12 protein-coding genes are annotated in these 14,418 nt (G+C 64.6%); 9 read left to right on the forward strand and 3 right to left on the reverse strand.

The window, feature by feature from the left end; translation table 11 throughout:
* The 5 genes from D7X99_RS44440 to D7X99_RS11025 all read left to right on the forward strand — a co-directional run.
* Nucleotides 1-1,811 (forward strand): virulence-associated E family protein (locus tag D7X99_RS44440; RefSeq protein ID WP_121777738.1); only part of this gene is annotated, 1,811 nt, incomplete at its 5' end.
* A gap of 194 nt (nucleotides 1,812-2,005) precedes the next feature.
* Nucleotides 2,006-2,545 carry a hypothetical protein gene (locus D7X99_RS42270; protein WP_147476116.1) on the forward strand — a complete coding sequence of 180 codons (540 nt, stop codon included), beginning with the start codon at nucleotides 2,006-2,008 and terminating at the stop codon, nucleotides 2,543-2,545.
* Nucleotides 2,546-2,548: 3 nt separating this feature from the next.
* A complete protein-coding gene (locus D7X99_RS42275; RefSeq protein ID WP_147476117.1) occupies nucleotides 2,549-2,959 on the forward strand; it encodes a hypothetical protein in 411 nt (136 codons plus the stop codon).
* Between the two features lie 159 nt (nucleotides 2,960-3,118).
* Nucleotides 3,119-4,489, forward strand: a complete 1,371-nt coding sequence (locus tag D7X99_RS11020; protein ID WP_121777801.1) for a PD-(D/E)XK nuclease family protein — start codon at nucleotides 3,119-3,121, stop codon at nucleotides 4,487-4,489.
* A 12-nt stretch (nucleotides 4,490-4,501) separates the two neighbouring features.
* Nucleotides 4,502-6,406 (forward strand): DEAD/DEAH box helicase family protein, encoded by a 1,905-nt coding sequence (locus tag D7X99_RS11025; protein WP_233613291.1) that lies wholly within the window; start codon nucleotides 4,502-4,504, stop codon nucleotides 6,404-6,406.
* Here D7X99_RS11025 and D7X99_RS42280 read toward each other — a convergent pair.
* Both D7X99_RS42280 and D7X99_RS42285 read right to left on the reverse strand, forming a co-directional pair.
* The gene (locus D7X99_RS42280; RefSeq protein WP_147476118.1) at nucleotides 6,339-6,839 is read right to left on the reverse strand and encodes a ComEC/Rec2 family competence protein; all 501 of its coding nucleotides are present in this window, start codon (nucleotides 6,837-6,839) and stop codon (nucleotides 6,339-6,341) included. The two genes, D7X99_RS11025 and D7X99_RS42280, sit on opposite strands and share 68 nt — an antisense overlap.
* A 356-nt stretch (nucleotides 6,840-7,195) precedes the next feature.
* Nucleotides 7,196-7,990: a hypothetical protein gene (locus tag D7X99_RS42285; RefSeq protein WP_147476119.1), complete on the reverse strand. Its 795-nt coding sequence runs from the start codon at nucleotides 7,988-7,990 to the stop codon at nucleotides 7,196-7,198.
* Between the two features lie 488 nt (nucleotides 7,991-8,478).
* Between D7X99_RS42285 and D7X99_RS11030 the strand changes: the two genes are divergently transcribed.
* The 4 genes from D7X99_RS11030 to D7X99_RS11045 all read left to right on the forward strand — a co-directional run bounded on the left by D7X99_RS11030 (nucleotide 8,479) and on the right by D7X99_RS11045 (nucleotide 12,954).
* The gene (locus D7X99_RS11030; protein ID WP_121777739.1) at nucleotides 8,479-9,009 is read left to right on the forward strand and encodes a hypothetical protein; all 531 of its coding nucleotides are present in this window, start codon (nucleotides 8,479-8,481) and stop codon (nucleotides 9,007-9,009) included.
* A gap of 85 nt (nucleotides 9,010-9,094) precedes the next feature.
* On the forward strand, nucleotides 9,095-11,110 hold the full coding sequence (locus D7X99_RS11035; RefSeq protein ID WP_121777740.1) for a DNA polymerase: 2,016 nt from the start codon (nucleotides 9,095-9,097) through the stop codon (nucleotides 11,108-11,110).
* Between the two features lie 33 nt (nucleotides 11,111-11,143).
* The gene (locus D7X99_RS11040; protein WP_121777802.1) at nucleotides 11,144-12,430 is read left to right on the forward strand and encodes a DNA methyltransferase; all 1,287 of its coding nucleotides are present in this window, start codon (nucleotides 11,144-11,146) and stop codon (nucleotides 12,428-12,430) included.
* Nucleotides 12,427-12,954, forward strand: a complete 528-nt coding sequence (locus tag D7X99_RS11045; protein WP_121777741.1) for a hypothetical protein — start codon at nucleotides 12,427-12,429, stop codon at nucleotides 12,952-12,954. Before D7X99_RS11040 ends, D7X99_RS11045 begins: the two co-directional genes overlap by 4 nt.
* Before the next feature lie 282 nt (nucleotides 12,955-13,236).
* On the opposite strand, the gene D7X99_RS11050 is transcribed toward D7X99_RS11045, so the two are convergent.
* A complete protein-coding gene (locus D7X99_RS11050) occupies nucleotides 13,237-14,313 on the reverse strand; it encodes a site-specific integrase (protein WP_216671973.1) in 1,077 nt (358 codons plus the stop codon).
* Nucleotides 14,314-14,418: the final 105 nt, after the last annotated feature.

Here is a 14,418-nt window from a genome sequence, read left to right on the forward strand (position 1 = left end):
CGCCCGAGGGTGCCGAGTGCTTCGCGGAGAGCGCGGTGGGCAAGCCGCTGGACGTGGAGGCCCTGCTGGCGCCTTCACGCGCGAGCATTGCGCCGGCGTCGCCGCTGGCCACCGTGGACATGCAGCACCTCGCCACGCTGCTGCGCCGCCACGCGCGACCGGAGAACAAGCCGCTCGTGGGCCGGGCGCTTCGCGGCGAGCCCCTGGCACCGCGTGGCAGCCAGGACACGTCCCTGCAGCAGCTCATGAGCACCGTGGCCTTCTGCCTTCCCAACGACACGCCGGACGCGGCCATCGTGGAACTGCTGCGCCCGTCCTTCGTCGCGACGGACTGGGGCCAGGGGACGGAGCACCTGGCGGCGGAGGCACTAAAGAAGCTGCACCGGGCCCGCGCACGTAAGGCTGAGCGCGACGCGAAGCGGCTCGCGGCAAACCACGACCTCGTGGCCCTGCTCGGCACGCCCCTGGGGGCACCGACGTCCGCCGAGAAGCTGCCGACCGTGGACGAGGGGCAGGAAACGCCGGAGGCATGGGGCAAGGAACTGCTCACCTACGAGACGCGAGACGGGGAGAAGAAGCTGCGCAACTGCGAGGCCAACCTATCCATGGTGCTGCTGCGCTCGCCCGAGTGGCGGGGCACGCTGCGCTTCAACGAGACCTCGAAGGAAATCGAGTTCGCGGGCAGCCCCCTGCGCGCGGACGTGCGACAGGACGACCTGGACACGGAGATTGCCGTCTGGGTCCAGGGCAGCAGCTACGGGCGCCTGGGCCTGATGCCCCGCCCTGCCCAGGTGCGCGACGTGCTTCGCCAGGTGGCCCACGCAAACGCCTACGACCCGCTCCGCGACTACCTGGAGGGCCTCGCCTGGGATGGGAGGCCGCGCATCGACACCTTCCTGGAGCGCTACCTGGGCGCCACGGGCGACATGACGCACCTACGCACCATCGGCCCCAAGTGGCTCATCAGCGCCGTGGCACGGGCGCTGCGGCCGGGCTGCAAGGTGGACACTGTCCTCATCTTGGAGGGCGCCCAGGGGCTGCGGAAGTCCACGGCCTTCCGCGTGCTGGCGGGTGAGTGGTTCAGCGACGCGACGCTGGACATCGGACACAAGGACTCCGCCGCACTCGCGTCGCAGTTCTGGATCATCGAGCTGGCGGAACTGGACGCCGTCCGGCGCGCGGCGGACGTGCAGGCCCTCAAGGCCTACGTGTCACGCAGCGAGGACACGTATCGGCCGCCCTACGGGCGCGTGACGGTGCGCACTGCGCGGCGGTGCGTCTTCGTTGGCACCACCAACAGCGAGGAGTACCTGCGCAATGACCCGAGCGGTTATCGGCGCTGGTGGCCGGTGCGCTGCACGTCCATCGACATCGAGGCACTGAAGGCAGACCGCGCGCAGCTCTGGGCGGAGGCCGTGGCGCGCTTCCGAACGGGTGAGAAGTGGTGGCTCTCGGAGGAAGAAGTCCCGCGCGCCGAGTCCCAGGCGAAGGAACGCAGCGAGACGCCAAACGATGGGAAGCGGGATGCCATCGTCCAGTGGCTCCTGCGCATGCCGCCTGCTCGGCGCCCAGTGGACGTGCCCCTATTGACGGTGGCGGAGGAGGCGCTGGGCGTCATGAAGGGCAACCTCAACGCGGCCACGGACAGGGAAATTGCTAGCGTCCTGCGTGACCTCGGCTTCCGGAAGCGCATCCAGAGCGTGGCCACCGTGCGACGCCGAGTCTGGGTTGTGCCTGAGGCGCTCCGTACCGCGCCTGAGGAGCGGGGCCCTGCATCTGCCGCACTGGAAGCCCGAGTCTCCCACAATTAGCTCTCCGGCTTCTTGAAGCTGTTGAACTGGACCACGCACGATTGAACTGCAAACCTTCCCAAGAGACAGGCGCCCACACGAGGCTGCATTAGAAGTAACTATGCCGCACCGCCCGCTGGGATAGATAGAGGCATGGCAGGATCCTAGAGCATGCGGGACATTCGATACAGCGGTGGCAACCAGCGAGGCTTAGAATGAGTGAATCGACCACGACACATGCAGGCAGTCCAGAAGAGACCAAGAGATTCCATGGCAACGCGGGTGAATTTCTTGTGCTTGGGGAGCTATTAAAAAGAAAAATAGAGGCATATCTTGCCCTCGGAAAAACACAGCGCGACTGGGACATCGGAGTAATCCTGCACAACCGAAGCGCACCGCTTCGCGTATCAGTAAAATCCGTCGACTGGCCCCAAAAAATTTCCACCCAAATAAGACCTAGCGCCAAATTCGACGTTCTCGTGATTGTTCTTCTGAATGGCGAGAAACCATCAATCTTCCTCGTAATCCCTCAAAGGGACGTATCGAAGCTGCTTGATGAAAAGAAGGTAGACCGACCGGGCGGAACACGAACGATAACCGTTCGAGCCAGCTATCGAGACCCCAGCAGCAAACCAAAGAACGTGGACAAACAATTCACGCAATACGAACACAAATGGGAACATATCGCCGCACACCAGCCAGAAACCACTCAACGCACAACAACCAAATCGCATCCCACCAAGAAAGGAGCTTGAGCCATGAAGGAAAAGACCTACAAAACAGGATTTACCTACACTCAACGCAAATTGCTCGACAAGGCGCTCTCCGAATTTGTGGTCGAACATGCACGCAAATTTGGACTACCCGAAGAAGCAGTCACGCAAGAAATTAGATATTGGCAACAATCAACCTCCCAATGGCGCACAAACCCCACGCAGACCGAAAAAAAGAAGAGCTTCAGACAGTGGGGGGCACGATGCTGGCTCTGCGAGGTCCCGATTGGCGCAATCACAGGTGCTACTTTTCACCATCTGCGGCGAGGGGTTTCCAACCTTCACTCTCCCGAAAACTTAGTCCCCCTTCACCGAGACAAGGAATTTGGCTGCCACGAAAAGCTTCACAATGCTCCGCCAGGCAGTCTCACTGCGGGTTCCCTCAGGGGACGTTGAACCAAGCGGGCAGGCTCCGGCGCTTCTCCCGCATTGGCATAGCCTAAGCTGAGATGGCCTGATTGTTGGCCCCTTTGGCAGCGCGGCTCTCCGTCCCCGAGATTTTCACGTCGCTTGCGATCGGAGCCACAGCCGGAAGTTGCCCCCATTAAATGGGTGGTGAGTCACTCCGCCGAAGAAGTCACACGCCACGCTGTTGAAAGCGGCGTCCTCCGCAGACTGTCTGTCTCCCAGCTGCGGAAGTTCGCCCTCTGCGAGCGCGCGTGGTTCTTCACCAAGGTCCTCCGGCTGCCTGAGCGGCCCCTCAAGGCCCGGGACCTTGGCACCGCAGTTCACGCCCAGTTGGAGCACTACCTACGCACGGGACAGGACGTGCTGGGCCCCTTCGCGGCGTCCGGCAAGCACCTGCTCCCCACGCCAGGGCCCGACCTCCTGGTGGAGGAGCACTTCGGCGAGCCATCCCCGCTCTTCGCGGACGGCATCCCGCTCACTGGCTACATCGACCTCGTCAACCCGCGACGCCTCGCCGAGGGCGTGCTGCGCGTTACGGACCACAAGACAACGAAGTCCATTGCCAGCTACGCCGCCACGCCCGAGCAGCTTGCATCCGCAGCCCATGACGCAGGCATCCAGATGGTGGGCTACGGCTACTGGGCCGTCCTCGCCGCCGAGCGCTTCCCGGGACTGAAGCGGCTGGAGCTGGAGCACCTCTACTTCCAGACCCACGGCGCGAAGCTCGCCCGCTCCGTCGTCGCCACCGTCAGCGTCGAGCACGTCCGCGACGAGTGGCACACGCACGTCGAGCCGCTGGCGCGCCGCATGCGCGACGTCGCGCGGGCCACGTCCCCTAGCCAGGTCAAACCCACCTGGAGCGCCTGCCAGAAGTACGGCGGGTGCTCCTTCCAGGCGCAGTGCCTCAACTCGCAGTCACAAGGAATCAAGCCCATGGCCCTGATGGATCGCATCCTCAAGCCCCAAACTCCTCCCTCGCAGCCCACCACGTTTGCCCCTGTGACGCCGCCACCCGCGCCCGCCCAGGTCGCACCGGAGCTGGAGGCGGTGCTGCCTCCGGACGCCCCCAAGAGCAACCCGGCCCTGGCGTCCGTCGCCGCGCCCGAGCAGCTCATCCAGGCGGCCAGCGACGAGGCCCCGCGCCGCAAACGTCGGACGAAGTCGGAGATGGAGGCCACCCGCGCTGGCGAGCCCACACGTCCCGCCGAGGCCAGCCTGTCCCTGTTCGTGGACTGCGTGCCCAACTGCCCCGTCGAGCCGCTGGCCGGCTACGTCGGCCGCATGGTGGCGAAGATTGAGCAGGAGTGCGGCGTCGTGGACATCCGCGTCGCCCCCAACGACTCACCCCTGGCCTACGGGAAGTGGAAGGGCGTCCTGGCCGCTACCATCCGCGCGGAGCCGCCCGAGTCCGGCACCTACGCCGCCCTGGGCGTGGCCGGCAGCGAGCTGATGCAGGTGACCGTGGAGGCCCTGGAGCCGCTTTGCGGCACGGGGCACTTCGTCCGGGGCGTCCGGTAGCGAGGGCAGCCCGTGAAGCTCCTCCAGCGCCTCGGCGTGCCCCTGCCGCCATCCCTGCCCCCGAGCGACGTGCCTCAGGTAGCCGAGAACTACTCGCGCACGGGCCGCTCACCCGTGGGCTGGTCCTCTGACTTGGCCCGCATCCTCGCCCTGCCCCGCCGCGACCTGGCCGCGTCCTACACGGCAACGGATGTCGAGGCGCTGGAGGCCCAGCTGCGCGCCCCTGCAGGCCCGTGTGGCTGCGCGTCAATGTCCCCTGCCCGTCCGTGCCCCACGCGGCTGCGGCGCGTCCAGGCCCTGGCACTGCTGGAGGCATCCCGCGTGGGCGGGTTGCTGGGGCCCATCGGCACCGGGCACGGCAAGGAGCTGACCACCTTCCTCATGCCCATGGCGATGCCAAGCTGCCGCGTGGCCTGCCTCTTCATCCCCGCCAACCTGCTGCCCCAGTTCACAGCGGAATGGGACTACTACGGCGCGCACTGGCGCCTCCCCAACCTCGCGGGCGGACGCTGGTTCCGTCCGGGCCTGCCGGTGCTGCACGTCATCACCTACAACAAGCTCTCCAGCCAGGAAGCGACGGACCTGCTGGAGCGCATCCGCCCGGACCTCGTCATCCTCAATGAGGCGCACAACCTCAAGGACCCGAAGGCCTCGCGCACCGGGCGCTTCCTCCGCTACTTCGAGAAGCGTCCTGAGACGCGGCTCGTGGCGCTGTCCGGCACGTTCGCGTCCAAGAGCATCAAGGACTACGCGCACCTGTCGCGGCTGGCTCTGCGCGAGGGCTCGCCCCTGCCGCTGGCCCATCACGTCGTGGAGGAATGGGGCACCGCCCTGGACCCGGGCAAGGTGATTGCCCCACCAGGCGCCCTGGAACGACTGTGCAAGCCCGAGGAGCACGTCCGCGAGGGCTTCCGGCGCCGCCGCAACGACACGCGCGGCGTCGTCGCCACGGACGAGAGTGCCCTGGACAAGCCACTCATCATCCGCCCGCGCTACCCGGGTCCGGTGCCCGCCGAGTTGCTGGCGCTCATCGAGCTTGCGCACGGTGGAGAGCGACCTGACGGCGAGCAGTTCCAGGAGCAGCTCCAGGCCATGGCCTGCGCGCGGCAGCTGTCGGCCGGATTCTACCACCGCTGGCGCTACCCCCGGGGCGAGGCACCGGAGCTGATCGAGGAGTGGTTCGCGAAGCGGAAGGCCTGGAACAAGGAGGTCTGGGAGGAGCTGAAGGGCGAGCGGCAAGAGCACGTGGATTCGCCAGGGCTGCTTACCAAGGCCGCCATCCGCGCGCACATGGTGCCGGCCTACGAGGGCGACAAGCCGGTGTGGCAGGCGACGATGTGGACGGATTGGGCGGGGATTCACGACGCGGTGCAGCCCGAGCCCCAAGCCGTGTGGGTGTCAGACTTCCTGGTGCAGGATGCGGCGGAGTGGGCGCGGACCCAGGTGGGAATCATCTGGGTAGAGTTTCCGGAACTGGGGGAGCGCATCGCCCGCGCCGCTGGCGTGCCCTTCTACGGCGGAGGACGGGCCGCGTCCGAAGCCATCCTCCAAGAGTCCGGACAGCGGTCCATCGTCGCGAGCATTAAGGCCCACGCGACGGGGAAGAACCTCCAGCAGTTCTGCCGCAATCTCGTGGCGACCCCGCCGTCAGACGGGGCCCTTTGGGAGCAGCTCCTCGCGCGAACGCATCGCCCTGGGCAGCGGGCGGCTTGCGTCGAAATAGAGGTATGCCTCCATACTTGGGATTACAGCGAAGCTTTCACCACAGCCCTGGAACGAGCCCGCTTCATTCAGCAAACCGACGGACAGCCGCAAAAGCTTCTACTTGCATTCCAAACTTCGCGCGATGTCACCACGTCTTCGATTGATAATCGCGCACTGACGAAACTTCTTCCCCTCCGGCGATGTAGTTTGTGACCCTGTACGTATTCCTTGTCTCGTCCAAAGACTCAATAACAACATCACCGGTCTTTGTCGTAAAAAGGTCAATATCCATCTCAAAAAGAAGATCGCGAATCTCTTGGTCGGGATGCTCGTATTGGTTGTCATAATTTGACGAGCAAATCGCCACCCGCGGCTTCACCGCCTCAAGAAACTCGCGACTTGTAAAGCCGTTGGCAGCACCATGGTGAGCCAGAATCATCACATCCACTTCAGCTCGGACGATATTGCCAAGCATGATTTTGCGTGCAATGGCTGGATCTTCCAAATCGCCAAGACTCAGCACCGCAAACCGCCCTTTTCTGAAAATCTTAGCAGTAGAATTATCGTTCGAACAATCACCTACCTCCCATGGCCATAGCACAACGTCATTCCGCTTCAACGGAGCCGCAGTTTCAAGAGTTGCCATGAACGACGGACTATACTGTGCGACCCGCGCACCGGAAGACTGATAGAATTCAATTATCGCAAACGACCTTTCCGCACTATCCGTATGGGGGACGCAACCTGGAATTTCAATCCGCTTGGGTTTAAGGCTCCTTAGAATAATCTCCAACTCAGAGGGATTGCAATGGTCGCGATCCCAACTCGTTATATGGAGACAATCAATTTCAGCCTTGCCACACACAAACATCTCCGCAAGAACACTAGAGATGCTATCTCTGGTTAGACGAGCCTCAATTAGTGTGAAATATCCATTATAAAAATAACTAAACGACGAACCCTCATTTCCCAGCTGATACGCCCTAAACCGAGTACCCATTGCTACTTGCCTCCCCGATCGCTCGCACTTGAAATCACCTCGTAGTTGCTAAGAATCAATCGAACGAGATTCTGACCAACCCCCCTAAGCCTCCAAGCAAAGACGGTCGCGGCACCCAGAGAGGCGATTGCTGCAATCCAAGCTCGCTGCTCTATGCTCAGAATTCCCGGCCGCATAAATTGTTCACTGGGGAGAACCATGGCTTCACACGCCAACATGGCTGCCGAAATCAGCAGCGCCATAGAACTTCCCCGAAAGAACTGATAATGCGCTTCGGCGGACTCAATCCTTTTTCCAGCCTCATGGTCAGCCAATGCACGTCGTGCCCTATTAAAGAAGAACTGAGCCACCTCAAGTCCTTTTTTACTCCGGTCATCATCCAGCCCGCCGCATCGGAACCACCCAACAGTTAAAGACGACTCCCAGATCTGCGCAACATCGTTTGTTGCAGCTTTAGTGCTCCTGGCAAGCTCGATATACTTTATTCGCTCTGTGTTTGTGAGAAGCTTAGGCCCATTAAAAAGTGATATTTGCGATGGGAATTGACCACCCCAGAACGCTCTCTTCACAAGCGGCTCAACAATCATGTGGGCTAGAGCTTGAACGAGATGCCCAAGCACGAATGCGGCAAGGATGAAAATTACACTGGCAAAAAGCCCTCCTTCGCCAAGGAGACCTGGGAGATCATTGCCAGCAATAGACCACATGAAAAACAAAGCCGTAAGCATGATTGCGCCCGGCAAAACATACATCTGGAAATCAAAGTACGTGAACTTGTCGGCCGTTTCTGAAGCCATCTTAGCTCCGCTTCCAATCCTGAGAGGGGCAATTGGGCCTTGCGAAATTGCCGATTAATTCTTTCTCGCTTCGCGGACGCCCGTTCAATCCGGATGACGCCGAGAAACAAAAAAGGCCCCCAGCCAAATTTGAATTAGCTCCCGCCTACGAGTCACACTGTCCACAATCTTCGAGCCCCCAAGTGCCCACCCGTGTGCGCCAGCATACTCCCAGGCTGGCCGAAGTTTGGCTACTTTAGAACCAATGACTTCATGATGCGGACCAAACTCGCGCGGAGTCACTCATGACCCCGGGGAGTCTGCGCACAAGTTGGACCGGATCACCTCAATAGGTCTGTGGCTGTACTCTAGTCGGAGAATTTGCAACTGCTTCGCCTCACGGCGAATCGCTACAGGCCATCCCACTCCGTGTGTCACTTCTAGAGACTGCCCCCATTTAAGTGGTGGAGACACCCTTCGACGTCCTACCGCAATGGGAGTAACGGGACATGAGCAACGCAGCACTCTCTCGAATCGTCAGCGCCCAGGCGGCGCTCGGCGCGCAGTACCTCAAGGCCGGCCGCTACCGGCTGGAAGTGCAGTCCATCCGAACCAAGGACGGCTTCAAGGGCCTGTCAGCCATCGCTGAGCTGAAGGTGGTGTCCGCCGAGCGAACGCAGCCCGCCAGCGAGCCCAGCCGCATCGGAATGGTGGCCTCCTACGTCGAGAAGCTCTCCGAGGCGAAGAAGAACGGCGGCGGGCGCTTCAAGGCCTTCATCATGGCCCTGACCGGCGCCGAGGAGCAGGAGCTGTCCCTGGAGCAGCTCGCCAAGTTCACGGGCGACAAGCAGGCCGGGGCCTTCCTCCTCATCGACTGCGAGGTCTTCCCCAAGACGCTGCCCGAGCAGGACGGCAAGCCCGGGAAGGTCATCGAGGGCTACCGCTGGAGCACCGTCATCCCCACGGACGACGAGTTGGCCGCCATCGAAGCGAAGCGCGCCGAGGCGAAGCTGCCGGCCCTCGCCGTCGCCCTGGCCTAAGTAGTCCCTTCCCCCAAAGCTGCTGAGCACCTGGCGCGACTCCCCTACCGCCACGGCTGGCCCACGACACGGGCCTCTTCGTGTTGTGCCCACCTCCCTTTTCAGCTTCGACACTGAGACGCACCTGATTCAACCTGGCCTCCTCGCCCCGCCGCTCGTCTGCGCCTCCATCGCGCACGCGGAACCGGACAGCGAGCGCCTCCTCTCCGCAGCCCAGGCACGAGACTGGTTCCGGGATGCCCTCTCCGCCCCAGGCATCCACCTGACGGGCGCCAATCTCGCCTACGACCTGGGCGTCATGTGCGCGCACGACGCGCGGCTCGTAGACGCCGTCTTTGACGCTGCCGAAACCGGACGACTTCACGACATCGCCATCCGCGAGGCGCTCATCGACATCGCCCGAGGGCTGCACGGCGTGGTTCCGGAGACGGGCCGCCAGCTGGGCGACGACGAGGGCGCCCGCTATCCGCTCTCCCTGCTGGTGAAGCGCCATCTGGGCCTCGACATCAGCGCGGAGAAGAAGGCCACGGACGCGTGGCGCCTGCGCTACGCGGAACTCGACGGCGTGCCGCTGGAGCAGTGGCCCGCCGCCGCCGTGGCCTACCCAAAGCGGGACGCCCGCTTCACCCTGGACGTCCACCTCGCCCAAGAGCGCGTCGCGGCCACCGTCCCCAACGGCGGCAACCTTCACGCGGAAGGCGACCAGGTCCGTGCCGCCCTGGCGCTGCACTTCGCTTCCATTTGGGGGCTGCGCACCAACGGTGGGCGCGTCGCGGAGCTTCGGCAGCGAGTGGAGGCGGAGTGGAGCGCCAACCGGACCCGCTTCCTCGCAGCGGGCATCTTCCGGCCCGACGGGTCCAAGGACTCGAAACGTCTCTCCGCGCTCGTCTCCGCCGCCTACAACGGCACTCCGCCCGTCACCTCGCCCTCGGAGCGCTTTCCGGACGGCCAGGTAGCCACCGACAGGGACACGCTCATCGATTCGGGCGACCCGCTACTGGAGGAACTGGGCAAGGCCGGCAAGGTGGACAAGTACCGCTCCACCTACCTGGGCAAGCTGGAAGCCGGCGTCGCAGTGCCCCTCAACCCGCGCTTCAACGTCCTCGTCTCCACGACGCGCGTCTCTAGCGACTACCAGCAACTCCCCCAGAAAGGCGGCGTCCGCGAGTGCCACGAGGCCCGCCCTGGCTTCGCCTACTGCTCCGTGGACTACGCGGGCCTGGAGCTGCGCACCATGGCTCAGCGGGCCATTTGGGACGTGGGCTGGTCGCGCATGGCGGAGGCGCTGCTGTCCAAGGAAGACGTCCACACGTCCGCCGCTGCGACATTCCTGGGGGAGAGCTACGCCGCCCTGCTGTCGCGTGTGAAGGCGAAGGACGCCACCGCCACGTCCTTCCGCGCGCTGGCCAAGGTCTTCAATTTCGGCAAGGGCGGCGGCATGGGCGCTGGCGCCATGGCCTACCACGCGCGCGCGAAGGACGACGTCCGCTTCTGCCTGTTGGCCAAGGTGGCGGAAACGTGCGGCGTGGAGCGCGTGCCAGTGCGCGTCCAGGGCAAGGTGAAGATGGTCTGCGCCGCGTGCGTGGAAGTCTCCCAGCGCTATGGCGACAGGTGGCTGGACGCATGGCCCGAGCAGCGGGAACTGTTCTCCCGCGCCAGCCGCCTCACCTACGGCGGGCAGCTCGTGGGCGTGCTCATTCCCGGGGCCAACATCCTCCGGGGCGGGTGCGGCTACACGCAGTGGCTCAACACGCCCTTTCAGGCCCTTGGCGCCGTGGGCGCGAAGCTGGCCACCTGGCGCGTCGCCCGCGAGATGTATACGGCCCGGCGCTCCCCTCTCTGGGGCTCCCGGCTCGTCCTCATGGTGCACGACGAGTTGGTGGCGGAGCTACGCGCAGACTGCCCCAACCGGCTGCACGACGCCGCCGAGCGCATGGCGCACCTCATGCGGCAGGCTATGCGTGAGACGACTCCGGATCTCGCCGATGCCATTGAGGCGGAGCCTGCCCTGTCGCGCGTGCTCTCGAAGGACGCAGCCACCGTGCGCGACGCTGCAGGGCGCTTTCTGGTGTGGGAGCCAGAGGCGAGGGGCGCGGCGTAAATCGCCAGCGCGCCCTGCCCCCATTCCAGTGTGGTGAAGACCGAACTCCTCACGGAACGAATCGCACTGTTTCAGGGTGATGCCGCACACGTCGCCCAGGTGCTGGCCCCTGACAGCATCGATGCCATTGTCACGGATCCACCGGCCGGCATCGGGCTCATGGACAAGGAATGGGATAGCGACCGAGGAGGCCGCGCCCCGTGGGTGTCCTGGCTCGCGAGTGTCATGCGGGAAGCCTTCCGCGTCCTCAAACCCGGAGGGCATGCTCTCGTCTGGGCATTGCCGCGCACGTCGCACTGGACAGCAACCGCGCTTGAGGACGCGGGCTTCGAGGTGCGCGACATTCTCATGCACCTCTTCGGCACGGGCCTGCCGAAGTCGCTCGACGTTGCCCAGGCCATCGACAAGCAGAAGGACAACCGTGCCGAGGTGCTCGTCGTCACCCGCTGGATTGCGGAGATGCGGGACAAGGCCGGCCTGACGAATGCGCAAATCGATGCGGCGTTCGGCATGAACGGGATGGCCGGTCACTGGACGAGCCAGGCCGCTCAGCCCTACGTGCCGCACGAACAATACTGGCCGACGCTCCTCAAGCTTCTTGGCGTCGCCGAGGTGCCAGAGCCTATCCGCTCGACTGCGGAGCGCATCATCGAGCAGAAGGGCAAGCCGGGCCCCAACTGGTTCCAGCGGGCCGTCACGGGTCAGCACGACAACGCGGCGGGCGGCCAGCGCTGGCGCGCCAGGAACGGACTCAACGCGAACCTCGCGCCCAAGGAGCGACGCGACGAACCCGCCACGGAGGCTGCACGCCAATGGCAGGGATGGGGCACCGCCCTCAAGCCCGCTGCGGAGCACTGGATTCTCGCGCGCAAGCCACTCACCGGCACCGTGGCCGCGAACGTCCTGAGCCACGGCACCGGGGCCCTCAACATCGCGGCGTGCCGCGTCTCCGGTGATGGAAAGGAGCGCTGGCCGGCCCACGTCACGTTTGACGAGGAAGCTGCCGCGCTCCTGTCCGACGAGGTGTCGCGGTTCTTCTACGTGGCCAAGCCCTCGCGCTCGGAACGACACGCGGGCACCGGGCGCAACACCCATCCCACCGTGAAGTCCATCGCGCTCATGCGGTGGCTGTGCCGGCTGGTGACCCCCCCGGGTGGCACCGTGCTCGACCTCTTCGCGGGTAGCGGCACGACGGGCGTCGCGGCACTCGCCGAGGGCTTCGAGTTCGTCGGCATTGAGCGGGAGCCTGAATACCTGGCGCTTGCGAAGGCGCGCCTTGAGCACGCCATGCAGCAGGGCTGCGACGAGGCGACGCCATGAAGCTCGTCTCCATCGACCCTGGGCTTCGGCATTGCGGTGTCGCCCTCTTCGACGTCCCCTCCGCTTCCCTTTTCTGCGCGGGACTGCCGAAGAACCCCGAGCCCGCCCACGGCGCGCTCTCCCTAGCTTCCTGGGCGGCCATGGCCGGAGCGGTGCAGACCTGGCTGCGCCCACGCGTTCTGGACGAGCCCTTCCAACTCGTCATCGAGTTGCCCCGCGTCTACGCCGCCGCGCACCAGCGGGGCGACCAGAACGACCTCATCCAGCTTGCCGGTATTGTCGGCACGCTCGGGGGCGCGCTGGCGCCCGTTACGGGGCGCCGGAGCGTCTTCCCACGGGACTGGAAGGGCACCCTCGACGCGGACGCGTTCATCGAGCGCATCAAACAGCGCCTGGACTCCACCGAGCACCTTCGCGTCGAGCTGCCAGCCGCGAAGGACCTCCACCACAACGTCTGGGACGCCATCGGCATCGGGCTCCACGCCCTCGGCCGTCTCGCGCCTCGCCGTGTCTTCCCGAGGTGACCATGGCCACGCCACCGACCGGCCCGGGGCTCGATGGCCCTGCCGTGACCGTGGAGCGCGCGGCGGAACTGCTGCATTGCAGCCGCGCTCGTGTCTTCGCGCTGCTGAAGGAGGGGCGCCTCGTTCGTGCACCCCGGTTTGGGCGGGAGACAACGCTCGTCACCGCATCCGTCCTGGCGGTCCTGAAGGTCGGCACGTCGCTCCCCATGCCCGTCCAGCGCCGCGCGACGCGCTCCAGGCGTCGCGCGGCGGCCCTTCGCACCGTCCCCTTGGACGGCGGCATCAAGCGACCTGACGGGACTCCGCGTTGACGTTGCCAGGGTCGTCAGGATGCTCCAGCCGCAATGGGAAGACGATCATCGGAGGCACCTGCACGCCCTCGTAAAAGAGCTTGGTCGTCCGAGTGCTCAGGTGCCCCATGACAGCGGCCACCATCTCTACCGGCACGCCGCCCGAGGTTGGCTTCACGACCTGCCCGCACTCAGCTGACCATGTCGCGAAGCAGTGCCGCAGCTCGCCAGGATTGATGGGCATCACCTCGTCGTCCTGAACCGTCTTCCGGAGCCGGGCCGCTGCATAGCCGATGCTTTCGCGGACGGTATTTCTGCGAGGAGAACTCTTCCGAGCCTGGAGCCGCTGTGCAGCTGCGAATCCCTGCGCGTCCAAGCTGACAACGTGCACGCGGCCATTCTTGTGGCGAAAGCTGACGGTCCCCCAAATGCCACAAGGGTCTTTCACCTCCAGCAGCACTCCAGATCCAGAAGCAATCCGCCCAATTTCGGAGTCGTGCATCCCCGTCTTCGCTCGAAGACAAAGGACGTCCCGGACCGCTTGGCTTTTGATGGCGGCATAGAAGCGCTCCACCAACTTCATGGGGTAGCCCTTCGTTCGCCGTCCCTTCTCGGCTACGGAAGGCGGAACCCTGAGTTCCAACGTTGGGTCCTCGGCCGGCTTGAGCCTGTCTTCCTCGCGGAGCCACGCGGTCAGCGTCTTCAGTGCGATGATGCGACTCTTCCGCGCCGTCTCCCATTCGGAGAGGTGCCGGCGCAACTCGCGGAGTTGAACCTTGCGCAGGTCCCGCCCGCCAAGAACATCGGCCCAGGCCGCCAGGTAGTTCCGAACGTCGCGCCGGTAGTCCCGGCTCCGACCCTTTTCGGTGAGGTGCGCCATCAAGCCCGCCAGCACCTCCTCATCGATCCGGACCGGCGCATCGTCGGCCGCCGCCTGCCGCCGCGTGCGGTAGCCGTCCGGATTGCGCTCCCAGAGCGCGAGTTCCGCTAGCGCCTCCCGTTCGCTCCTAGCGTCCAGGGCCACCCCGAATCGGCGGCCCGCCCATTGGCGCTCGATGACCCACACCATGCGACCTGCAACCTCTCGAACCCGGCCGCCCTGCCACTTCCCGACCCACTTCGCTCCCATTTGTCCCTCGGTGCGTTACCGGTGCGTTACCGGTGCGTTCCAAGG

Source organism: Corallococcus sp. AB032C (assembly GCF_003668935.1).
Classification (GTDB): Bacteria; Myxococcota; Myxococcia; order Myxococcales; family Myxococcaceae; genus Corallococcus; species Corallococcus exiguus.